A 21,012-nucleotide genomic window follows, 5' to 3' on the forward strand; every position below is an offset into this window, starting at 1 on the left:
TATGTAACAACACAGGCAGAACGTGGAATGAAAGATATTCTTCTTGGCGTTAATATTGATCACATCGCTACCCTTAGAAATGCTCGGGGTACACGCTATCCTGACCCGGTTCATGCTGCGGATATTGCAGAGCGCGCTGGCGCTGACGGTATCACAGTTCACCTGCGCGAAGACAGAAGGCATATTAAAGATCGAGACGTGAAATTACTGGCGCAAACAATTAATACCCGGCTTAATCTGGAAATGGCCGTAACCGAAGAAATGCTCAATATTGCGCTGGAAGTAAAACCCGCTTTTTGTTGCCTGGTACCGGAAAAACGGGAAGAACTTACCACCGAAGGCGGCCTCGACGTCGCTGGTAATAAAGTGAATGTCAAACGTGCCTGCGAACTACTGGCAAAAGCAGGTATCCAGGTATCTTTGTTTATCGATGCTGAAGAAGAGCAAATTGATGCTGCGGTTGAGTGTGGCGCACCCTATATCGAAATTCATACCGGTCAATATGCCGAGGCGTCGACGGAAGAAAAGCAGGAAGTAGAGTTGCAAAGACTCAAAAGCGGTATTGAATATGCTAATCAAAAGGGTTTGAAGGTCAACGCGGGGCATGGTTTGCATTATCATAACGTTAAACCCATTGCTGCCATTCCCGCACTGATAGAGCTAAATATCGGCCATGCAATTATTGCCCGCGCCGCTTTCGATGGATTGGAAAAAGCCGTAGCCGATATGCGTATACTCATGCAAGAAGCGAGAACAGGAAGCGTGCTGTAAATCATGGCAATTATGGGTATGGGTACAGATATTGTTGAAATTGAGAGAATTGCTGCCTCTCTCACTCGCTCAATAAAATTGGCCAGTCGGGTGTTAACTGCCCGTGAGATGTCTGTGTTTCAGCAAAGCAATGAGCCGGCTCGTTACCTTGCAAAGCGTTTTGCTGCAAAGGAGGCCGCTGTAAAGGCATTGGGCACTGGTATTGGTCGGGGCATAAGTTGGCATCAGATTGAAGTAGGCAACCGGGAGTCTGGTGCGCCTTTTCTTACGTTCAATGGTGCATTCGCCGAACGCTGCGACCAGAAAGGCGTAACGAAGAGCCATGTTTCCATATCAGACGAGCAGCATTACGCAACAGCGACTGTCATTCTGGAATCCTAGCGGAGTACACATGGTTAGTTTTTACAAGCCAGCAAAGAAAAGTAAGCCAATTTCTAAAGCGAAAACGGTAAATATTCAAAGCTGGGATATGCTAGGGCAGGGAGTCTGTAGGGATGAAAAACCTGTATTGTTTGTCGATGGTGCGCTACCCGGCGAGAAGGTAACGGTAGCCATTACTCAAAGCCAGAAGAATCGTGCTAAGGCCAGCGTGAAAAATGTCATAGACGCCAGTGCCTCCCGGTTAACGCCTTTCTGTGACAAAGCTCATCAGTGTGGAGGTTGTCAGCTTCAACATGTAAACCCCGACGATGCTTTGCAGTGGCGTCAACAAGCCATTTCTTCATATTGGCAGCAACAATTAGGGGTAACGAGTATTCCCTGGCAGCCGCCCTTGATAGGTGAAAGGCAGGCGTATCGGCGCAAGGCCAGACTTGCGGTGGATGTTCGCAATGCTAAAAATCCCAAAGTTGGATATCGTGAAGCCAGTGGTAAGCAGGTGGTAGATATTGATACCTGCCCGATACTGGTTCCCTCACTGCAAAAACTCATTGCGCCTTTAAAGTCAACGCTTTTGCCCCATCAGGCTACTCGACACTTAGGGCATATTAGTTTACTGGCTGGTGATAATGTTTCCAGTGTTACGCTGCGTTTTAGCCGCCCTCCTTCCGCGTCATTGCAAGAAGCGTTAAAACAATTTGCCGTTGCACAACAAGTCAACGTGCAATGGGAAGTTGAGCAGAAAACCGTGGTGCTGCACGAAGTTGCAACCCTTCGCGTTAAAACCGAGGACGATTTTTTTCTCAGTCCTTCGCCTAATGACTTTGTACAGGTGAATGACATGGTGAATCAACGTATGATTGCACAGGCGATGGCGTGGCTTGCTCCAAAGCCAGAGGAGCGCATTGCAGATTGGTTTAGCGGCCTTGGTAATTTTTCACTGTCACTGGCTAAACGTGGTGCCAGTGTTTTTGCTGCCGAAGGGGTAGCCAGCATGGTAAAGAGTGCAAAAGACAATGCGCTAAAACAGGGCATCTCGACCATTGATTGGGCACACCGTGACTTGTTCGACCCTCAGTCCATTGCTACAAGCCTTCGCATTGGTATGGATAAAGTGTTGATCGATCCTTCCAGAGAAGGGGCGTTTGCCGTATGTGAAGCGCTGACGAAACACAGAGTAAAATCAATTTTGTATGTTTCTTGCAATCCAAGTACGCTAACCCGAGATATCAGGTGCCTGTTAAACGCTGGGTACTACATGGAAAAAGTAGGGCTTATTGAAATGTTCCCTCAAACCCGGCACCTTGAAATGATGGTGCTGTTAACGGACAATAAAAACACCAGAAAAGCGAGTTGATGTTTTATGGTATCAACACGAAAAGTTCACGAACCTGACCGGCCACCCTTTGACGTATGGCTTGACAGTTTGTCGCTCAGTGACACCACAAAAGAAAAATTGAAAGCCGTATCCCATATGCCTGAACGTTTACTTGTCGGGCAGGAAATGGTTGAAATTCTTCATCAGTTGAATATGGATGATGTCACCCTGCAGGCGGCCTTAGTTTACCCATATTGCGAACAGCACGCATTGTCAGATGAAGCTGTTCAGGCAGAGTTTGGACACGATATTAGTGATCTGATCTGCGGTGTCAGGCGCATGGACGCTATTAAAACACTTCATAGCAGAAGGCGGGGCGAATCGGCATTATCTGTGCCTGATGAACAGCATATCGACAGCATTCGCCGTATGTTACTTGCTATGGTCGAAGACGTCCGAGCTGTGGTAATAAAAATGGCAGAGCGGATTTGCGAGCTTCAGCAAGTCAAAAAAGCCGATGAAGAAACCAGAGTAATGGTTGCCAGAGAGTGTGCGACTATCTATGCGCCGCTGGCGAATCGTCTTGGCATTGGACAGTTGAAGTGGGAACTTGAGGATTTGGCGTTTCGCTATCTACACCCGAAAACCTACAAAGATATCGCTCGTCAACTCGATGGAAAGCGCAAAGCCCGCGCCGATTACATCAGCAATGTGGTAACAGATTTACAAGCATTAGTAGACAATAATCACATTAAAGCAGAGGTTTACGGACGACCAAAACATATCTATAGCATCTGGAAAAAGATGCAGAAAAAACACCTTACGTTTGAACAGCTATTTGATATTCGAGCGGTCAGGATCATCGCTGAGCGTCTTCAGGACTGCTACGCTGCACTGGGTACAGTCCACGCTCATTATAAGCACATTCCCAATGAGTTTGATGATTACATTGCTACGCCGAAACCAAATGGATATCAGTCTATTCACACCGTAATTGTAGGGCCTGAAGGTAAGCCTGTAGAAATCCAAATTCGCACGCAGCAAATGCACCAGGATGCAGAGCTAGGCGTTGCTGCCCATTGGAAGTATAAAGAAGGCTCTACTGGCAAAGCGTCAGGATACGACGAGCGTATTAACTGGCTCAGACGTATTTTGCAATGGCAGGAAGAGGTGGCGGAGAGCGGCGATCTTGTCGAAGAGCTCCGCAGTCAGGTATTCGATGACAGGGTGTATGTATTTACGCCGAAAGGAGACGTGGTGGACTTACCACAGGGAGCCACGCCCCTTGACTTTGCTTACTACATTCACAGCAATGTAGGGCATCGGTGTATTGGTGCGAAAGTTAACAGTCGTATCGTCCCTTTTACCTATCAGCTACAAAGCGGTGATCAGGTAGAAATCCACACTGGCAAAGCGTTGAATCCATCCCGTGACTGGATGCACCCAGGGCTTGGCTACGTGCACTCATCCCGTGCCCGGGCAACTATTCATTCTTTTTTTAAGAAGCAAGACAAAGAAAAGAATCTTCAAGCCGGGAAAGAACTCCTCGAACGTGAACTTCAACGAGCTCACTTGCCTGTGAAAGTGCCGGCGCAAGCCTGTGAAAAATATAATCTGAACCACGTAGATGACCTATATGCGGCAATCGGCGTGGGTGATCTGCGGGTGATGACGGTAGTCAACCATATTCAGCAGTTACTTGAGCCCGAACCTGCTCCAGTGGAAGAAGATATCAGCCCGAAAGTGAAAAAACGTCGCAATGCAGGTGCGAAGGGCAAGCAGGACACAATTGTTATTGAAGGTGTAGGGCACCTGATGAGTCAGTTGGCCAATTGCTGTAAACCGGTTCCCGGCGACGCCATACTTGGCTATATTACCCAAGGGCGCGGCGTCAGCGTGCACAAAGAAAACTGCGATCAATTGCAGCATTTACTCGAGCAGCACCCAGAGCGACAAATTGAAGTGAGCTGGTCTTCCGGTTTGGCGGTAGGGTTTGAAGCCGCCGTTGATATCTATTGTACGGACCGAACCGGAATATTGCGTGATATCACCACCATTCTTGCTAATGAAGGTGTGGCACTATTGGGTGTAAATAGCCTGAGTGATAAGTCCAGACAAACCGCGCTAATCACGGTGTCTGTGGAAGTGAACAACCGTGAAGTGCTAACGAAAGTCATGTCCCGTTTATTGCAATTGAAAGGCGTGGTTGATGTCAAAAGAAAAACCCAGTGATTTTTTTACCTCTGTGTCTGCCAAGAAGTCTTCCCTGGCTTATGCCTTAGCTTTGCAGGAAGCGTGTGCAAAGGTGGGGTTCGACTGGTCCAATCCTATGCCGGTATTGGATAAGGTAAAAGAAGAAATCGACGAAATTGAAACTGAACTATGCCGTGAAAATCGCCAGCAAGCGTGGTTGGAAGAGGAGATTGGCGATGCCTTTTTCGCTTTGATAAACCTTGCCAGGCATTGCAACGTAGATGCAGAGCGCGCATTGCTCGCGGCAAGTGAAAAGTTTAAAAGTCGTTTTACACTCGTCGTCCAGTATGTGCACGAGAATGGTAAGGCGATTGAGGCGCATAGTTTGGTCGAGCTTGAGCAACTCTGGCTGAGAGCAAAACAGGCGGGTAAAGATGTTTAGTCTTTGTCGGACTTTAATGCGTTCAACATTACTTCAGGGTTGATGGACCAGTCTGCGCCCTCTAGTTCGTAAGATAATAGCGGTGATGTTAAAAAGTGCTTTTTACGGTTCGGATCGGCAATCATATACTTTGCTTTTTTGTGATCCTGATATTGGTTGAATAAACGTAATAACTCACCACTTTCCAATAGCCGCGTTAATCCGATTTTCAGTCTTTGTTGCAAATGGGGTAAATGCGGACCAACAAAAAAATACTCATAGCTTGGGTAAATAAGCAGGTGGTTTTTCTCTAACACCAAATCAGGACGTTTGTGATAGTTAAAATCCCGGTAGACTTCTACAACATTGCGAGGAAAATAGTCTACTATACCCTCCTCAAGACTTCGGTACATTGTCAAATACCAGTCACTCCATGTTGCAGAAGAAACACGAAAGTTATGGCTTTTCAAAATCTGGGTATCAGGCCAGTCATTCCCCTGAACGGCATACATGAGTTTGATGCTATCCAAAGTTTGATTTGGCGCAAAATCCGACTGTCTGTCTTTGTGAATAACGAAAACGCGATAGCCTCCGAGGCCTTGTATAAGTGGGAATTTTACTGGCAGTAAATCCTTTTCGAGTTGGTCGGTCGTTACACTCCACATGATATCCGCCTCCTTTCGGCGAACAGTCATTATTTGCCGCCCTTGGGGCATAGGAAACGGATGATGGGTGATGGTAGCTTTACCAAAATCATCCTCAGTGACAGCCATCGCTGCGCTTAATACGGCTATGTGATAGCTACCATAACCATCACCAGCAAATGATTTTGTCAGGGTGTAGTTTGTAGTGGCCCCCTGAGCGAGAAATAACGGCGCTATCAATAAACCGATAATCGTGCTACGCAAAAACATCTAGTCTTTCCCAATATATTATTACGAGATATATCTGTTCCATAGTATTGCACACAAGGAAGCAATTCTCCTTTTGATTGGTCAAATAGTAGACGAAAAATAGCCATTTTGAATGTTCTCACCTCACTAAGTTTAAGTTGGCACAATAATGAGTTTTGTGTAGCTAAGAAAAAGTGCTGTTTTTGTATTGCAAAAATAGGAAAACAATTAATTTAGAGAAAAAAACACTTAGGGGTTCGCTTTTTGCCCAAATCCTGTATAATTCGCGCCCTGCCCAGTTACACCCACCTTTGGGAAGGTGGAAGAATCAATGGGCTCGAAGGGGTCCGGTCATTGATTTTAATTAGATTTCCGGCTTTTCCGGTAATCTGTAACGAAGAATTTTTCGGGTGATTTAGAAATGAAAACTTTTGTTGCTAAGCCAGAAACGGTACAACGTGACTGGTTCGTGGTAGATGCCACTGACAAAACTCTTGGTCGTTTGGCGACTGAAATTGCACGCCGTCTGCGTGGTAAACATAAAGCTGAGTACACGCCTCACGTTGATACTGGCGATTACATCGTTGTTATTAATGCTGAGAAAGTGACTGTAACAGGTAACAAAGCGAAAGGTAAAATGTACTACGCGCACACTGGTTATCCTGGTGGTCTGAAAGAGACAAACTTTGAAAAGCTGATTGCTCACAAACCAGAAATGGTTATCGAGAAAGCAGTTAAAGGAATGCTGCCTAAAGGTCCTCTGGGTCGCGCAATGTTCCGTAAAATGAAAGTTTATGCTGGTGCAGAACACAAGCACGCAGCTCAGCAACCACAAGTTTTGGACATCTAAGGAGCATTTGACATGGCAGATACTCAATATTACGGCACAGGCCGCCGCAAAAGTTCTACTGCTCGTGTGTTCCTGCGTCCAGGTACAGGCAGCATTGTAGTAAACCAACGCGCTCTAGACACGTACTTCGGTCGTGAAACTGAATGCATGGTTGTTCGTCAGCCACTTGAGTTGGTAGAAATGACTGAGAAGTTTGACGTTTACATCACTGTTAAAGGTGGTGGTTCAAACGGTCAGGCTGGTGCAATTCGTCACGGTTTGACTCGTGCTCTTATGGAGTATGACGAAGCGTTACGTCCTGCATTACGTAAAGCTGGCTTTGTTACTCGTGACGCACGCCGCGTTGAACGTAAGAAAGTTGGTCTGCATAAAGCACGTAAAAAGCCACAGTTCTCAAAACGTTAATTCGTTTTACTGTTGTTTTCAAAAAGCCCGGCATATGCCGGGTTTTTTTTGCGTCTTTTGGTAATCAACTACAAAAGGCGGCAATATCCATGACGTTAGCGATAAATTCCTTTACCCGTTAATTTAATGCCACGTAACTTTCTTCGTACGAACCTTGGTCTATACTTTCCACGGGTTGTTGTATACGCGCTCAGTTTCTATCGAAATTGATCGAGCGCATTACATCTTTTTTTAAAAGTGATAAAACCTTGTAAGTTTAAGGGGTTTTCCCTTATCATCCTTGACTAAAATAACAAAACACACAAATTCAACGTCTGTGTTGAAGGTGTTAGTAGACAAAAACAGGCCGAACCGAGTTCTGTTATCATTAATAACGTTAAAATAATGTAACAAACTCTTAATCCGAATCTGGAGATTATGTGGATGAGTAACGTATCAGTTGATGCAAAAGACTCTGCACTCAGCGAAACCCAGCCTGACAACACTCGCCGCCGGTTCCTGACGGTAGCGACATCTGTTGTTGGTGCCGTGGGAGTCGGGGGCGCCGCTGTTCCTTTTGTAACATCATGGAACCCGAGCGCGAAAGCAAAAGCTGCTGGTGCCGACGTTGAGGTTGACATTAGTGCAATCGAACCCGGACAGCTGATTCGCGTTATGTGGCGTAGCAAGCCGGTATGGATTGTAAGAAGAACAGCGGAGACGCTGGCAGGTTTGGCAGACCACGAAGACATCTTACGTGATCCAAATTCAGAAGCCGAACAGCAACCGGCATTTGCAAAAAATCGCTACCGTTCTCTTAAAGAAGAATATCTCATCCTGGTAGGTATCTGTACTCATTTGGGCTGCTCACCGCAATATTTGAAGGATGGCGCTTTTGAAGAAGCTGTGGAAGGGGTTCCCAACGGCTTCTTCTGCCCGTGTCACGGCTCCAAGTTTGATATGGCGGGTAGGGTTTTTCAGAGCGTACCCGCGCCATTGAATCTCGTCGTCCCCCCTTACCAGTTTGTTGACGACACCACTGTGATCATTGGTTCAGAAGCGGAGGCTGTTTAATTATGAATGCTTTTTTGAACTGGATTGAAGAGCGCATTCCCATGATGCGGGTAGCGAATATGCACGCTATTCAGTATCCGGCACCGCGTAATATGAACTTCTGGTATGTATTCGGTTTTCTGGCCACCATTGTGTTGGTGAACCAAATCGTTACCGGTATCTGGCTTACGATGAATTATAACCCCACCGCGGAAGGCGCATTCTTCTCAGTGGAGTACATCATGCGTGAGGTAGACTTCGGTTGGATAATTCGCTACATGCACAGTACTGGCGCGTCAGCGTTTTTTATCGTGGTTTACATGCATATGTTCCGCGGCATGATTTATGGCTCCTACCAGAAACCCCGCGAGCTATTGTGGGTCTTTGGCATGTTTATCTACCTGGCCTTGATGGCGGAAGCCTTTATGGGTTATGTATTGCCATGGGGACAAATGTCTTACTGGGGAGCCCAGGTAATTGTTTCCTTGTTTAGTGCAATTCCGGTTATTGGGCCAGACCTGGTGATATGGATTCAGGGTGATTACGTTATTTCTGGCGCAACCCTTAATCGCTTCTTTGCGTTGCACGTAATCGCTTTGCCACTGGTTATTGTGATTCTTGTCTTCTTGCATATTATTGCGTTGCACGAAGTGGGTTCTAACAACCCGGATGGCGTGGCTATAAAACATAAAAAAGGCTCATTACCTGAAAGTGAGAAAACACCTTACGAAATTCATGAGTATTATACGAGTAAGTACGACATTGCTGATGATGTAGTGCCATTCTTCCCACATATTGTGTTGAAAGACCTGGTCGCATTTAGTGTATTTCTGTTTGTCTTTTGCTACATCATGTTCTTCGCGCCTGAGATGGGCGGCAAGTTCCTTGAACATCCAAACTTTGAAATTGCTAACCCATTGAAAACACCTGAACACATTTTCCCTGTTTGGTACTTCACACCTTTCTATGCAATTTTGAAAGCTGTACCTGACAAGTTATTCGGTGTTATCGCCATGTTCGGTGCTATCGCTGCACTGTTTGCACTGCCTTGGTTAGACCGGGGACGTGTGAAATCCTGGCGTTATCGCTGTGGCCTGCACAAAGTTAATCTACTGGTTTTCGCGGCTGTATTTGTATTCTTAGGTTACCTCGGCGGCACGCCACAGGAAAACTGGAAAATTATAGCGTCGCAAGTTGCTACTGTGTTTTATTTTGGCTTCTTTGTCGCGCTGTTCCTGTACAGTAAGAATGAAAAGACAAAACCTGTACCAGCGAGGATCCCTAAATGAGAAAGTTGATTATCGCGCTAGCCTTTCTCCTCCCCGGCGCAGTATTTGCTGCTGGCGGCAATGTACATCTGGACAAGGCACCAGTAGATTTAACAGATAAAGCGTCGCTTCAGCGGGGCGCTAAAATCTTTATGAATTACTGTTTGGGCTGCCACTCCATGCAGTATCAGCGCTATCAGCGCACCTTTAGCGATTTGGGTATTCCCGACGAACTTGGTCAGGAGTACCTTCAATTCACCGGTGAGAAAGTCACTGATTACATAAGTCGGTCTATGCCTGAAGACGCTGCCGCAACCTGGTTTGGTGCAGCTCCACCAGATTTAACACTTGTTAATCGCGTCAGAGGTTCAGACTGGATTTATACCTACCTGCGCAGTTTTTATGTTGATGAGAGTCGTCCTTTTGGTGTGAACAACGTGGTGTTTAAAGATGTAGGTATGCCTCACGTACTGCAGCCTCTGCAGGGAACGCCTCGCTTAACCCATGAAGAAACCATGATTGATGGTGAGATGAAAGAGCAGTTTGTTGGTATTAAGACTGACGGTGATGGCGCGCTAACTACAGAAGAATATGATCAGGCGGTAGCTGATTTGGTCAATTTCCTCGCATATAGTGGCGAACCTTTCCGTCTCCAGTCGGAAAGTATTGGCAAGTGGGTTTTAGTGTTTATCATTGTCTTATTCTTCTTTGTCTTTTTATTGAAAAAAGAATACTGGAAGGAAGTGCACTAAACCGCGCGAATTTGTGTATAATACGCAAGGGGGCATTCCGCCCCCTTTTTTAGCATGTGTTGCCGGGAATAATTGATTGTCGGCGTAGAATTCTCGACGGAGGAAAATGAATGGCCGTAGCCGCGAATAAGCGTTCAATCATGACGTTGTTCTCAGATACCATCGATATTTACAGTCACCAGGTTCGTATAGTGTTGGCTGAAAAAGGCGTGGGTGTTGAAATTAGTTACACCGACCCTACTAATTTGCCTGAGGATCTCATTGATCTGAACCCCTACGGTACAGTGCCTACACTCGTAGACAGAGAGTTAGTGCTCTATAAATCCCATATTATTATGGAATACCTCGACGAGCGTTTTCCACATCCGCCTCTAATGCCGGTTTATCCTGTTTCCCGTGGTCAGAGCCGCTTAATGATGCATCGTGTTGAACAAGATTGGTATTCACTTGCCAAGCGTATTTTCCGCAACGAAGGTGATGTGGAAGCAGCACGAAACGAACTGCGTGAAGCTTTGTTGGCACTTGGTCCTATTTTTGCGGAAATGCCATACTTCATGAGTGAAGAGTTTAGCCTGGTCGATTGTTATCTCGCTCCGTTATTGTGGCGCTTACCTGCTTTGGGTATCACCTTGACAGGTAATGGCAGTAAGGAAGTAAATGCATACATGAACCGCATTTTCTCCCGTAGTTCCTTTAAAGCTTCTCTGACGGATCAGGAACGCGAAATCCATAATCCGTTATGAATACGATGACACCGAATCAGCCCTATTTACTTAGGGCGTTCTTCGATTGGATTGTAGATAATCAGCTCACGCCTTACATTGTTGTTGATGCAACAATGGAGCGTGTTGATGTACCCCAGGAGTTTGTTAAGGACGGTCAAATTGTACTGAACGTCTCACCTGCTGCCTGTGTAAACTTTACGCTGGATCTCGATGCTTTGTCATTTCAAGCGAGATTTGGAGGCCAACCGCGGCAACTATATATTCCTTGTCAGGCTGTTTTGGCAATATACGCCAGAGAAAACGGTGCTGGCACAGTGTTCGCGGTGGAAGAGGACGTAAGTCCATCTGAACCCACTTCACCGTCAGTTGAAGCCGATGATGACTCACGAAGCAGACCGACTGGTGATGTTTCAGAAGGCGATGCACAAAAAGCGCCTGTACCGCCGAAAAAAGGCAAACCCAATCTTAAAGTTATTAAATAAAAAATCGGCTTTCGAGCCGATTTTTTATTTTAGTGACTTACATTAACAATAATGTGGCCGTTCCAAGAAATGCAAATATCCCGACTACATCAGTAATTGTAGTTAGAATTACACTACCGGCCAAGGCAGGGTCTATCTTAAGCCGTTTCATGATCATCGGTAACGTTGCTCCCGATAGTGCTGCGGCGATCATATTTACCATCATAGCGAAGGCAATAACCACCCCTAACATGAGATCTTGTTTCCAAACGCCGATGACAGTGGCGATGAGTATTGCCCAAATCATGCCGTTTAAAAATCCAATGGCTATTTCTTTACTTACTAGCCAGCGCGCATTACTTCCGTTTACATGGCCTAATGCCATGCCGCGAATTACCAGGGTTAAAGTTTGATTTCCAGCCACACCACCCATACTGGGAACGATGGTATTCAGTATGGCTAATACAGCTAACTGGCTTAAAGTAGCTTCAAATAAGTCACTGACTGCAGCGGCCATTAGCGCAGTAACCAGGTTGACACCTAACCAAATAGAGCGTCGTTGGGTACTTTGCAATACAGGTGCAAAGGTATCTTCTTCATCATCTAAACCTGCCATACTCATCATTGAGTGTTCAGCATCTTCACGGATAATGTCGACTACGTCATCAATGGTAATTCGTCCAACCAGGCGATGTTTATCGTCTACTACAGGGGCTGAAAGCCAATTGTAGCGTTCGAATAAACTAGCCACCTCACCATCTGGCATATTAACCGGTACGGCTTCAGCGTCATCGTCCATTACCTCAGCCACCTTGTCTTCAGGATCGGCTGTCAACAAACGCGCCACGGGCACCAGACCAACCAAGTTATCGGTGCGGTTGACCACATAAAAGGTATCTGTATTCTCAGGTAAATCGCCTTTCAATCGCAGGTACCGCAACACTACATCTACGGTCACGTCGGGCCGTAAGGTAATGGTGTCAGTGTTCATGATGAAACCAGCGGTTTCTTCACCATAAGACATGGCTTGCTCAGCACGCATTCGGTCTTGGGTGTCCATAGACTGCAAAATGCCCTGCAACACTTCTTCGGGAAGACTGCTCAGCGTTTCGGCAAGGTCATCGGTGTCCATCTCTTCAAGGGCATCAACAACTTTTTCCGGCACCATTTTACTGATGATGCCGTTACGCACGTCCTCTGATAGTTCTTCTAATACATCGCCGTGAAAATCAGCGTCAATCAGTTCCCACAATTCATCGCGGGTTTTAGTGGGGCTCGATTCAAGAATTAGGGCAACGTCACTGGAAGGCAGCTCGTGTAGCATCTTTCGGACGGAAACAAAACGGCCATCGTTTAATGCACTATTTAGTGCCCAGAGCTGACTTTGTGCTGATTTACTTTCAAGCGCTTCTGCCACAGAAATTCCCTTGAGAAACAAGATGGAAAGAGAGGATTTACATAGGATACATTACCCGCCAAAGGCTGTCATGAAGATTCATTGATGTGGCTGCAGATTGCACATATGTTCAACGCAGCAGATACACTTTGAAGCTTGACCAACATCGTATCTGGCGAATGGCAGAGGCGGCGGGGTTAAGACTTAGTGAATTGCAGTACAAGATTGCGCTTATTCATCTTCGTTAAAACGCGTTGCAATAAGCGTTTCAACTGCATCGAGGGCTGCCTGTGCATCAGGCCCTTCAGACACGATGGTGACTTGTTCGCCCTGATGGCTTTCCATCATCATTAAACCCAATACACTGTTCGCATTAGCTTGCTTATCGCCTTTGTGGAGGGTGACTTCGGCGTCAAATTGATTTGCCAATTGAGTCAATTGTGTAGCAGCTCTGGCATGAAGACCGAGTTTATTGACAATAGTCACAGATTTTTCACAGCGCATTACTTGTTTTGCTCCCTATGTCGAATTTGGATATCGGGGTGCTTGTCTCGTAGATTCTTGGCAAGAGACTCCGCTACGTAAACTGAACGATGCTGGCCACCAGTACAACCAATGGCAACCGTTACATAGCTGCGGTTGTTCCTCTCAAGGTGAGGTAACCAGGTGATAATAAGGTTTTGAATCTGGTAGATGAATTTGGTAACGATGGGCTGTGAGCCAAGAAATACCTGAACGGGTGCATCCAATCCGGTGAGGTGTTTTAAGTCGGGTTCCCAGTGAGGATTTGGCAAAAAACGGGCGTCAAACACGTAATCGGCATCTTTGGGAATTCCGTGTTTAAATCCGAATGACTCAAATACCAATACCAAACGTGAGCTTTTCTTACCCAGAATGCGCTCGCGAATTAATTCTGCCAGTTGGTGAATGCTCAGTGTATCTGTATCGATGTTGAGATCGGCCCGTTCCGCGATGGGCGCTAACAGCGCTTTTTCAGTTTGTATTGCGTCAGATAAAGATTTATTCAGCTTTGCAAGGGGGTGCAAACGACGAGTTTCACTGAATCGCTTAAGCAGCATATCGTCGCTGGCGTCAATATAAACGATAGTCACTTCCCAGGAGGCGGGTAGATAGTCAAGGATTTCTACTAAATCGCTGGGATCTTTTGGTAAGTTACGCACATCTATGCTGACGGCAACCTGGTCGTATTCGTCGGCTACCGTGTGGGTAAGTGCGGGTAATAAATTGACAGGAATATTGTCGACACAATAATAGCCCAAGTCTTCCAGTGCGCGCAGAGCCACCGATTTTCCTGAGCCCGAGCGGCCGCTGATGATAATAAGTTTCACGGGCGTTTCTCCTAAACGAACGTGTAGAACAGTTCCTTTAACAATAAGTTACTGTAAAGCGCGGATAATATCATCACTTGTTTCCGCTTTTCTGATAGTTTTTATCGTTTCTTTATCACTGAGCTTACCTGCTACCGTGGCAAGGGTTTGCAGATGCCCCTCTGTTTGATCCTGAGGAACCAAGAGCGTAAAGAAAATATCCACAGGCTTACTGTCGATGGCGTCAAAATCGATAGCTGGCTTACTGGTAACAACAATGGCAATTACGTGGTCAAGCCCCTCGAGCCGGCCATGAGGTAACGCGATGCCGTTCCCAATCCCTGTGCTACCCATGCGTTCTCGTGACATGAGGCTACTAAGCACCACTGCTTCGTCTATTTCCGGGTTATTTTTAGCGGCAATGCCACTGATTATTTCCAGAATGCGCTTTTTGCTATTGCACTGGACCGCACACTCGGTGCGATCCAGGCTTACTATGGCTTGTATATCCATGGTTTAGTGCTTTTTCAGCTTTTCCTTATGTTTGAGTACTTGCCTGTCTAACTTATCAACCATGCTGTCAATTGCAGCGTACATGTCTTGATTCTGCGAGGATGCGAACACCTCCGCGCCACTCAAATGAACAGTTGCCTCCGCTTTCTGATTAAGTTTCTCAACATTCAGTATGACGTGTACATTCGATATGTGATCGAAGTGTCTTTCCAGTTTACTGAACTTAGTATCGACATAATTACGCAAAGAATCAGTGATCTCAACATGATGACCGGTAAGGTTGATTTGCATATTTCGTCTTCCTTATTGTGAGCAGCCTTAGTTAAATTAGGCTTTTGCGTTGGTTAGACGGTGGAATCGATAGTGATTCCCGGTACTTTGCTATTGTTCGCCGTGCCACCATAATACCTTGGTCGGCCAACAATGAAGCAATCTTGCTGTCGCTTAGTGGTTTGCTCGGCTTTTCGGCCGCAACCAGCTTCTTAATCAGCGCTCTAATCGCCGTAGATGAGCACTCGCCACCTGATTCAGTGGCAACGTGACTGGAGAAGAAATACTTCAACTCAAAAATGCCTCGGGGCGTGTGCATATACTTTTGTGTAGTCACCCGCGAAATGGTTGATTCGTGCATATCTACCATTTCCGCCACGTCGTTTAATACCATGGGCTTCATCATTTCCGGACCGTGTTCAAAAAAGCCCATTTGCTGTTGAACAATGCAATTTGCTACCTTCAACAAGGTATCATTCCGGCTTTCGAGACTCTTGATGAACCACTTGGCTTCTTGCATGTGAGAGCGAATAAATTGGCTGTCACTGCTGTTTTTGGCCCGTCGACTCATGGCCGCATATTGCTGATTAACACTGAGTTTCGGCAGGCTGTCAGGGTTGAGTTCAACTACCCAGCGACCATTTTTCTTCGCCACTGACACATCGGGAATAACGTACTCAGGTTCTTTGGTAATTAGCGCACTACCAGGACGAGGATTCAACGTCTGTAACAAGCGCATGGCTTCCCGAAGCTGATCTTCTTTGAGGCGGGTTTTACGCATTAACGTACGGTAATCTTTACTGCCGAGTAAATCTGCATAGTCTTTTAAAATCAACTTTGCTTCTTCTAACCACGGCGTTTCAGGCGCAAACTGATTTAACTGCACCAATAAACATTCCTGAGGCGTTCTGGAACCTGAACCAATGGGATCGAACATCTGAATGCGTTTCAAGACACATTCCACTTCATCCTCTTCCACCGGTTCTTCCATATCCTCACTGTTGACACTTTGTAGAATGTCGTCGACGGTAACAGTGAGGTAGCCGGACTCGTCGATGGAGTCGATAATGGCTAAGGCAATTGCGCGGTCGGTGTCTGAGAAAGGGGTTAACCGCATTTGCCACAATAAATGGTCTTGAATGTTCTCAGTGGTTTCGCCCTGAAATACTTGTTCGTCGTCACCGCCGGAAGAAGGCCCTGGGGCAGGGGCTGATGAGGCCGAAATGTATTCATCCCAGGTGCTGTCAATGGGAAGCTCATCGGGTAAGTCGTTTTTTTCAAGCGCTTCGCCGGTGTCCATATTATCTGATGCAGACGCGCTCACAGCTTCCTGTGCGCTGTCGTCGTTATCGATATTATTTTTCTCAACTACCTCGTTATCTGCGCCTTCATCTACTTCCAGCAACGGATTTGAATCCAGTGCTTCCTGAATTTCCGCCTGCAAATCGAGCGTAGACAGTTGCAGCAATTTAATTGCCTGCTGTAACTGCGGCGTCATGGTTAGTTGTTGACTAAATTTTAGCTGTAAAGATGGTTTCATCTACGTCTTATTATAACTCTTAAAAAGGATACCCGACAGAATGCCTGCCGTGCCTGCGATAATTCGCATTGCTATCAGGGCTATCTTAACTATAGCCTGAATTGCTCGCCTAGGTATACATCTCTCACTTTTTGGTTACTCAATACTTCTTCGGCAGTGCCTTGAGCAATGAGTTCCCCGTGGCTGACAATATACGCTTCTTCACATACATCCAGAGTTTCACGCACATTGTGATCAGTGATAAGAATGCCAATACCTCTGTCACGTAAATGCTGAATGATCTTCTTTATATCATTAACCGAAATAGGGTCAACACCAGCGAAGGGTTCATCGAGTAAAATAAATTGCGGATTGGCTGCAAGCGCCCTGGCAATTTCAACCCTGCGTCGCTCTCCCCCGGATAAACTCATTCCTGTACTATTGCGTATATGGTTAATATTAAATTCATCAAGTAGCGCATCTGCTTCAGCTTCCCGTTGATGTGTTTTTAAATCTTTACGGGTTTGCAAGATGGCCATGATGTTTTCATGAACAGTAAGCTTGCGAAAAATCGACGCTTCCTGGGGCAGATAACCAATCCCCTTTCGTGCCCGTTCGTGCATTGGCTGATGCGTAAGCTCTTGATTATCTATATTGATTTTGCCTTTATCCAGCGGCACCAGACCTACTATCATGTAAAAAGTCGTGGTTTTTCCAGCGCCATTTGGCCCCAAAAGACCTACGATTTGCCCGGTTGATACCGACAGACTCACATCCCGCACAACTTGTCTGGATTTGTAAGACTTAGCGAGATGCGACGCAGATAAAGTGGCCATGGCTAGTTGTTTTCTCCTTCATTTTCAGTATCTTTACTGTCTTTCGCTTTTATAGCATCAGGCCGGAAAACTGTTGTCACTCTACCATTACCACTGTCTTCTCCGCCAGTGGCTTGTAATTGTTCCTTTGCCATATCGTAAGTAATACTATCGCCTTGAACCATACTGGTGTCTTGTTGAATAGTGGCGTTACCGTTAAGTGCTATCAACTGTCCGAAAACTTCGTAGCGGATAATCTCGGCACTGGCTTTGACTTTTGCTCCGTCATCCAATGTCTGAGAGTACTTGGCTGGCTGTCCTCTGGCTATAAATATTTCTTTCCCTTCACCTTCTGTGGCAATAACCTCAACCTCATCGGCTTCTATGATCAGCGTGCCCTGAGTAATTTTAACATTGTCTTTAAAGACTGATGTTTTCTTTTTGCCGTCGATAAATTGAGAATTAGCATCAACGGTTATCGGTTTGTCAAAGTCGTTAGTATCAGCAGCCACGTGCGCTGTGGCGAGTAATACAGACAGCCCTAAAGCACTAATTGCCTGGGGAATACGTTGTTTGAACATGGTCTATCAACTCGTATTTTTGTGTGCGCAGGTTTGCGTTAAATCCATGACTCTCTATTACAGTTTCAGCTCCTCGGATCTCCACGGGCTGATCGGATATCATGGTCTTGTCGTTTAAGTTTACTTTGATAAAGTCGGTTGTAATGGTTTGAATAAACTCATCAGCATTCTGACTTTTAATGACCACCTGGTTTTCCAACTGAATTAAATCATTGTTGTACAGTGTGCCTTCTTCCGCGGTAACTTGCCATGGTGGGCTTCCCTCATCAACGAAAACCGTGTACCTGGGTTTGGAAAAAAGTACGAACCCCAACTGATCGTAGTGTTCCATGGACGTGGCAAAGACTTCGTGATTACGCTTTCCCTCCTGGTTGTAAAGCGTGGTGGTCAAATTCTTGGCCTTATAAGCCGGACGCAAGGCATCTGAGCCAGTTTTGGCTTTTTCACTGTCGTCTTCGGCCATCCACACAGGCATGTACATCAACAGTGCTAATACAAACAGCGCTGAAATACTGATGCCTAAACGATTCATACACTGGCCCCGTGAATGGTGTCTAGCGTGCCTAACGCTTGCATGATGACATCACAGACTTCGCGTACCGCGCCAAATCCGCCCCGCTGTGTAGTGATCCAGTTGGCTTCCCGCGTTATCGCGGGATGGGCGTCTTTCACGGCAATCTTAGTATCTGCATGGGCATACATACCCAAATCAGGCATGTCGTCTCCTATCGCAGCAACCTGGGCTGGAGTCAAATCAAGAGACTGACACAACTGGGCAATGGCTTCGCTTTTATTTTCCTGGCCCTGAATAATGTGAGCGACATTTAATGATGTCATGCGGTTTTTAACAATCTCGGAGTTGCGGCCGGTAATGATGGCAACCTCAACGCCACTGTTAACCAGTGCTTTGACACCATAACCATCCCGGGTATGAAACGCTTTGAGTTCTTCTCCATCGTTTCCAAGATAGATGCGCCCGTCTGAAAAAACGCCATCAACATCGCATACTAATAGTTTTAAGGATTTTAGCTTTTCAAAACGCTCTTCACTGATAACCCCGTAAAATGTGACTTCATGGCCCATTAAATTACTCCTGCTTTTAGCAACATATGCATATTAAACGCGCCCACTGGCTTGTGATGTGAATCAACCACTATCAGTGCACTGATACGGTGAGTTTCCATGATATTAAGCGCTTCAACCGCTAAAGTATCAGGTTGGGTAACGCGACCGCCTGCGGTCATAACCGTACCTACAGAGGTAGAATGAATATCGGTTCTGGCGTCCAATATACGCCGTAAGTCACCATCTGTGAATATCCCTGCGAGCTCTCCCTGGCTATCTGTAATTCCTGTCATTCCCAGTCCCTTTGTGGAAATTTCTAACAGGGCTTCAGACACAGTCGCCTCTTTGGCTACCAAGGGTAAATCGCGACCTGTTATCATAATATCTTTCACTTTTAACAGCAATTTCCGCCCTAGGCTTCCGCCGGGGTGAGACAGGGCGAAATCATCTGGCGTAAATCCTTTAGCATCAAGTAACGCAACGGCTAACGCGTCACCCATTACCAGGGTTGCCGTTGTACTGGAAGTTGGGGCAAGACCTAATGAACAGGCTTCCTGTTCAACACTGATATCAAGAAAAATATCGGCATACTGGCCCAAACTACTGGTGGCGCTGTTTGTCATTGCTATAACGGGTACATTGAGCCGCTTAACCACAGGTAAAAGACTCAGTAGTTCATTGGTTTCGCCAGAATTAGAAATAGCCAGCAGGACGTCATTACTACTCAGCATACCCAGGTCACCGTGATTGGCCTCTCCCGGATGCATGAAAAAAGCCGGCGTACCTGTACTTGCCAGGGTTGCAGCAATTTTATTGCCGATGTGACCGGATTTACCCATACCGCTTACGACAACTTTGCCCTTGCAGTTGGCTAGACAGGTGCATGCCGCAACGAATTGTTCGTTCAGGCGGTCTGTCAGTGCACTGACAGCGTCAGATTCTATCTGTATAACCCGTTGAGCCGATTTAATATACGTATTGCTGTTCATCTTATCCAAAAAGCCAAAACTGGTAGGCGATGAAACACAGAACAAAAATGCCACCTTCTATTCTGCCTAACTGTCGCTTGCCTATAAAATTAAAACTGAGGAAAAAGAGCATTACGGTTAGTGCGAACATGACCCACATATCCCGATTGTAAACATCTTCGTCCAGTAATCCTGGTGCTATCAGGCCTGGCATGCCAAGAACAGCCAGTAAATTAAATATATTCGACCCTATAATATTTCCCAGCACCAAATCGCTTTCGCCCTTGCGGACACCTGCAACGCTGGTTGCAAGTTCCGGTAAACTAGTTCCCAAAGCGATAATGGTCAGGCCGATAATCAGGTCAGAAATTCCAAGAGTTCGAGCTATGTCGACCGCCGATGTCACCATAAACTGCGCGCTGAGGGGGAGTAAAAGTATGCCTACGCCAATCCATAATACGGCGTGCTTAGTTTCCACATTTGATGGAATTTCACCATCAGTTTCTGCCACCAGAGGATCTTCTTTATCTACCTCAAGAGATATCCACGCCATACCGGCTAATACAAATATAAATAGGGCGAGGAGTATAATCCCTTCCACTGACGTAAGTGAACCATCATGCAAAAATAACATGCCCAGCATGGTTACAATCATGAGAACGGGAAACTCTCGCTTTAAGGTGAGGGAGCGAACTACCAGCGGTGAAATCAACGCTGTTGCACCAAGTACCAACGCGATGTTGGTAATGTTTGACCCAAGTACATTTCCCACCGCTGTATTCATGTTTCCGTTTGCAGATGCAATAGCGGAAACGACAATCTCAGGGGCGGATGACCCCATGGCTACGATGGTCAAGCCAATCATCATTGGGGAGATGCCGATATTCTTCGCCAATGCTGAAGCGCCGTAAACAAAGCGATCCGCACTCCAGCTAAGTACCGCTAAACCGAGCAGAAAAATACAGACAGAAAGTAACACAATAAACCATTCATCCTTCGTTTTTTCTGATTGTCGCAAAATCCAGGGCTTTTTCCCATGATTTCAGTAGAATCAAAACTAGTTTAACAATAGAAACGTATATGTAATAAA

Annotated in this window: 25 protein-coding genes; 12 read left to right on the forward strand and 13 right to left on the reverse strand. The window is 46.1% G+C overall.

Annotation, left to right across the window (positions count from 1 at the left end):
• Positions 1-27: 27 nt before the first annotated feature.
• Genes pdxJ through ACXACM_RS08050 form a run of 5 tightly spaced genes read left to right on the forward strand, consistent with a single transcriptional unit; the run spans position 28 to position 5,102 of the window.
• A complete protein-coding gene (gene pdxJ / locus ACXACM_RS08030) occupies positions 28-771 on the forward strand; it encodes a pyridoxine 5'-phosphate synthase (RefSeq protein ID WP_474820954.1) in 744 nt (247 codons plus the stop codon).
• Positions 772-774: 3 nt separating this feature from the next.
• Positions 775-1,152: a holo-ACP synthase gene (gene acpS / locus ACXACM_RS08035; protein WP_474820955.1), complete on the forward strand. Its 378-nt coding sequence runs from the start codon at positions 775-777 to the stop codon at positions 1,150-1,152.
• A 10-nt stretch (positions 1,153-1,162) separates the two neighbouring features.
• On the forward strand, positions 1,163-2,506 hold the full coding sequence (gene rlmD / locus ACXACM_RS08040) for a 23S rRNA (uracil(1939)-C(5))-methyltransferase RlmD (RefSeq protein WP_474820956.1): 1,344 nt from the start codon (positions 1,163-1,165) through the stop codon (positions 2,504-2,506).
• Between the two features lie 6 nt (positions 2,507-2,512).
• The gene (relA, locus tag ACXACM_RS08045; protein ID WP_474820958.1) at positions 2,513-4,699 is read left to right on the forward strand and encodes a GTP diphosphokinase; all 2,187 of its coding nucleotides are present in this window, start codon (positions 2,513-2,515) and stop codon (positions 4,697-4,699) included.
• Positions 4,677-5,102: a MazG nucleotide pyrophosphohydrolase domain-containing protein gene (locus tag ACXACM_RS08050; RefSeq protein WP_474820960.1), complete on the forward strand. Its 426-nt coding sequence runs from the start codon at positions 4,677-4,679 to the stop codon at positions 5,100-5,102. Before relA ends, ACXACM_RS08050 begins: the two co-directional genes overlap by 23 nt.
• Here the strand turns inward: ACXACM_RS08050 and ACXACM_RS08055 are convergent.
• Positions 5,099-5,995 (reverse strand): hypothetical protein, encoded by an 897-nt coding sequence (locus ACXACM_RS08055; RefSeq protein ID WP_474820961.1) that lies wholly within the window; start codon positions 5,993-5,995, stop codon positions 5,099-5,101. The genes ACXACM_RS08050 and ACXACM_RS08055 overlap by 4 nt on opposite strands.
• A gap of 400 nt (positions 5,996-6,395) precedes the next feature.
• Here ACXACM_RS08055 and rplM point away from each other — a divergent pair, with 400 nt between their 5' ends.
• The 7 genes from rplM (at position 6,396) to ACXACM_RS08090 (ending at position 11,488) form a co-directional block, all read left to right on the forward strand.
• The gene (rplM, locus tag ACXACM_RS08060) at positions 6,396-6,824 is read left to right on the forward strand and encodes a 50S ribosomal protein L13 (protein WP_474820963.1); all 429 of its coding nucleotides are present in this window, start codon (positions 6,396-6,398) and stop codon (positions 6,822-6,824) included.
• A gap of 12 nt (positions 6,825-6,836) precedes the next feature.
• Positions 6,837-7,229 (forward strand): 30S ribosomal protein S9, encoded by a 393-nt coding sequence (gene rpsI / locus ACXACM_RS08065; protein ID WP_474820964.1) that lies wholly within the window; start codon positions 6,837-6,839, stop codon positions 7,227-7,229.
• Positions 7,230-7,652: 423 nt separating this feature from the next.
• Positions 7,653-8,282: a ubiquinol-cytochrome c reductase iron-sulfur subunit gene (gene petA / locus ACXACM_RS08070; protein WP_474820965.1), complete on the forward strand. Its 630-nt coding sequence runs from the start codon at positions 7,653-7,655 to the stop codon at positions 8,280-8,282.
• Between the two features lie 2 nt (positions 8,283-8,284).
• On the forward strand, positions 8,285-9,550 hold the full coding sequence (locus ACXACM_RS08075) for a cytochrome b (protein ID WP_474820967.1): 1,266 nt from the start codon (positions 8,285-8,287) through the stop codon (positions 9,548-9,550).
• Positions 9,547-10,281 (forward strand): cytochrome c1, encoded by a 735-nt coding sequence (locus ACXACM_RS08080; RefSeq protein ID WP_474820968.1) that lies wholly within the window; start codon positions 9,547-9,549, stop codon positions 10,279-10,281. Before ACXACM_RS08075 ends, ACXACM_RS08080 begins: the two co-directional genes overlap by 4 nt.
• A 110-nt stretch (positions 10,282-10,391) precedes the next feature.
• Entirely contained in the window at positions 10,392-11,024 is a 633-nt protein-coding gene (sspA, locus tag ACXACM_RS08085) for a stringent starvation protein SspA (RefSeq protein WP_216024528.1), read from the forward strand.
• A complete protein-coding gene (locus ACXACM_RS08090) occupies positions 11,021-11,488 on the forward strand; it encodes a ClpXP protease specificity-enhancing factor (protein ID WP_474820970.1) in 468 nt (155 codons plus the stop codon). Before sspA ends, ACXACM_RS08090 begins: the two co-directional genes overlap by 4 nt.
• A 37-nt stretch (positions 11,489-11,525) precedes the next feature.
• Here ACXACM_RS08090 and mgtE read toward each other — a convergent pair whose 3' ends face one another.
• The 12 genes from mgtE to ACXACM_RS08150 all read right to left on the reverse strand — a co-directional run bounded on the left by mgtE (position 11,526) and on the right by ACXACM_RS08150 (position 20,901).
• On the reverse strand, positions 11,526-12,884 hold the full coding sequence (gene mgtE / locus ACXACM_RS08095) for a magnesium transporter (protein ID WP_474820971.1): 1,359 nt from the start codon (positions 12,882-12,884) through the stop codon (positions 11,526-11,528).
• 210 nt (positions 12,885-13,094) lie between these two features.
• A complete protein-coding gene (locus tag ACXACM_RS08100; protein ID WP_474820973.1) occupies positions 13,095-13,367 on the reverse strand; it encodes an HPr family phosphocarrier protein in 273 nt (90 codons plus the stop codon).
• Complete coding sequence (rapZ, locus tag ACXACM_RS08105) at positions 13,367-14,212, reverse strand: RNase adapter RapZ (protein WP_474820975.1); 846 nt, start codon at positions 14,210-14,212, stop codon at positions 13,367-13,369. The genes ACXACM_RS08100 and rapZ overlap by 1 nt, the downstream gene beginning before the upstream one ends.
• A gap of 48 nt (positions 14,213-14,260) precedes the next feature.
• On the reverse strand, positions 14,261-14,704 hold the full coding sequence (gene ptsN / locus ACXACM_RS08110) for a PTS IIA-like nitrogen regulatory protein PtsN (RefSeq protein ID WP_474820976.1): 444 nt from the start codon (positions 14,702-14,704) through the stop codon (positions 14,261-14,263).
• Positions 14,705-14,707: 3 nt separating this feature from the next.
• Entirely contained in the window at positions 14,708-14,995 is a 288-nt protein-coding gene (gene hpf / locus ACXACM_RS08115) for a ribosome hibernation promoting factor (protein ID WP_474820977.1), read from the reverse strand.
• Between the two features lie 31 nt (positions 14,996-15,026).
• Positions 15,027-16,514: an RNA polymerase factor sigma-54 gene (locus ACXACM_RS08120; RefSeq protein WP_474820979.1), complete on the reverse strand. Its 1,488-nt coding sequence runs from the start codon at positions 16,512-16,514 to the stop codon at positions 15,027-15,029.
• Positions 16,515-16,603: 89 nt separating this feature from the next.
• Positions 16,604-17,329, reverse strand: coding sequence for an LPS export ABC transporter ATP-binding protein (gene lptB / locus ACXACM_RS08125; protein ID WP_474820980.1), 726 nt, complete (start codon positions 17,327-17,329; stop codon positions 16,604-16,606).
• Between the two features lie 2 nt (positions 17,330-17,331).
• The gene (gene lptA, locus ACXACM_RS08130) at positions 17,332-17,889 is read right to left on the reverse strand and encodes a lipopolysaccharide transport periplasmic protein LptA (protein ID WP_474820981.1); all 558 of its coding nucleotides are present in this window, start codon (positions 17,887-17,889) and stop codon (positions 17,332-17,334) included.
• The gene (lptC, locus tag ACXACM_RS08135; RefSeq protein ID WP_474820983.1) at positions 17,858-18,421 is read right to left on the reverse strand and encodes an LPS export ABC transporter periplasmic protein LptC; all 564 of its coding nucleotides are present in this window, start codon (positions 18,419-18,421) and stop codon (positions 17,858-17,860) included. The genes lptA and lptC overlap by 32 nt, the downstream gene beginning before the upstream one ends.
• Positions 18,418-18,972 (reverse strand): 3-deoxy-manno-octulosonate-8-phosphatase KdsC, encoded by a 555-nt coding sequence (kdsC, locus tag ACXACM_RS08140; RefSeq protein ID WP_474820984.1) that lies wholly within the window; start codon positions 18,970-18,972, stop codon positions 18,418-18,420. The genes lptC and kdsC overlap by 4 nt, the downstream gene beginning before the upstream one ends.
• Positions 18,972-19,943, reverse strand: coding sequence for a KpsF/GutQ family sugar-phosphate isomerase (locus ACXACM_RS08145; RefSeq protein WP_474824275.1), 972 nt, complete (start codon positions 19,941-19,943; stop codon positions 18,972-18,974). Before ACXACM_RS08145 ends, kdsC begins: the two co-directional genes overlap by 1 nt.
• A 1-nt stretch (position 19,944) precedes the next feature.
• Positions 19,945-20,901 carry a calcium/sodium antiporter gene (locus ACXACM_RS08150; RefSeq protein WP_474824277.1) on the reverse strand — a complete coding sequence of 319 codons (957 nt, stop codon included), beginning with the start codon at positions 20,899-20,901 and terminating at the stop codon, positions 19,945-19,947.
• Positions 20,902-21,012 lie beyond the last annotated feature (111 nt).

Source organism: Alteromonas sp. AWQ4_252 (genome assembly GCF_056158205.1).

Bases quoted from the DNA above. Each gene is read 5' to 3' on its own strand.
- rpsI (WP_474820964.1), top strand. From the start codon at position 6,837: ATGGCAGATACTCAATATTACGGCACAGGCCGCCGCAAAAGTTCTACT.
- hpf (WP_474820977.1), bottom strand. From the start codon at position 14,995: ATGCAAATCAACCTTACCGGTCATCATGTTGAGATCACTGATTCTTTG.
- rlmD (WP_474820956.1), top strand. From the start codon at position 1,163: ATGGTTAGTTTTTACAAGCCAGCAAAGAAAAGTAAGCCAATTTCTAAA.
- ACXACM_RS08090 (WP_474820970.1), top strand. From the start codon at position 11,021: ATGAATACGATGACACCGAATCAGCCCTATTTACTTAGGGCGTTCTTC.
- rplM (WP_474820963.1), top strand. From the start codon at position 6,396: ATGAAAACTTTTGTTGCTAAGCCAGAAACGGTACAACGTGACTGGTTC.
- sspA (WP_216024528.1), top strand. From the start codon at position 10,392: ATGGCCGTAGCCGCGAATAAGCGTTCAATCATGACGTTGTTCTCAGAT.
- ACXACM_RS08075 (WP_474820967.1), top strand. From the start codon at position 8,285: ATGAATGCTTTTTTGAACTGGATTGAAGAGCGCATTCCCATGATGCGG.
- ACXACM_RS08145 (WP_474824275.1), bottom strand. From the start codon at position 19,943: ATGAACAGCAATACGTATATTAAATCGGCTCAACGGGTTATACAGATA.
- ACXACM_RS08080 (WP_474820968.1), top strand. From the start codon at position 9,547: ATGAGAAAGTTGATTATCGCGCTAGCCTTTCTCCTCCCCGGCGCAGTA.
- petA (WP_474820965.1), top strand. From the start codon at position 7,653: ATGAGTAACGTATCAGTTGATGCAAAAGACTCTGCACTCAGCGAAACC.
- lptC (WP_474820983.1), bottom strand. From the start codon at position 18,421: ATGAATCGTTTAGGCATCAGTATTTCAGCGCTGTTTGTATTAGCACTG.
- lptB (WP_474820980.1), bottom strand. From the start codon at position 17,329: ATGGCCACTTTATCTGCGTCGCATCTCGCTAAGTCTTACAAATCCAGA.
- lptA (WP_474820981.1), bottom strand. From the start codon at position 17,889: ATGTTCAAACAACGTATTCCCCAGGCAATTAGTGCTTTAGGGCTGTCT.
- ACXACM_RS08100 (WP_474820973.1), bottom strand. From the start codon at position 13,367: ATGCGCTGTGAAAAATCTGTGACTATTGTCAATAAACTCGGTCTTCAT.
- kdsC (WP_474820984.1), bottom strand. From the start codon at position 18,972: ATGGGCCATGAAGTCACATTTTACGGGGTTATCAGTGAAGAGCGTTTT.
- ACXACM_RS08050 (WP_474820960.1), top strand. From the start codon at position 4,677: ATGTCAAAAGAAAAACCCAGTGATTTTTTTACCTCTGTGTCTGCCAAG.
- ACXACM_RS08055 (WP_474820961.1), bottom strand. From the start codon at position 5,995: ATGTTTTTGCGTAGCACGATTATCGGTTTATTGATAGCGCCGTTATTT.
- relA (WP_474820958.1), top strand. From the start codon at position 2,513: ATGGTATCAACACGAAAAGTTCACGAACCTGACCGGCCACCCTTTGAC.
- ptsN (WP_474820976.1), bottom strand. From the start codon at position 14,704: ATGGATATACAAGCCATAGTAAGCCTGGATCGCACCGAGTGTGCGGTC.
- acpS (WP_474820955.1), top strand. From the start codon at position 775: ATGGCAATTATGGGTATGGGTACAGATATTGTTGAAATTGAGAGAATT.
- pdxJ (WP_474820954.1), top strand. From the start codon at position 28: ATGAAAGATATTCTTCTTGGCGTTAATATTGATCACATCGCTACCCTT.
- ACXACM_RS08120 (WP_474820979.1), bottom strand. From the start codon at position 16,514: ATGAAACCATCTTTACAGCTAAAATTTAGTCAACAACTAACCATGACG.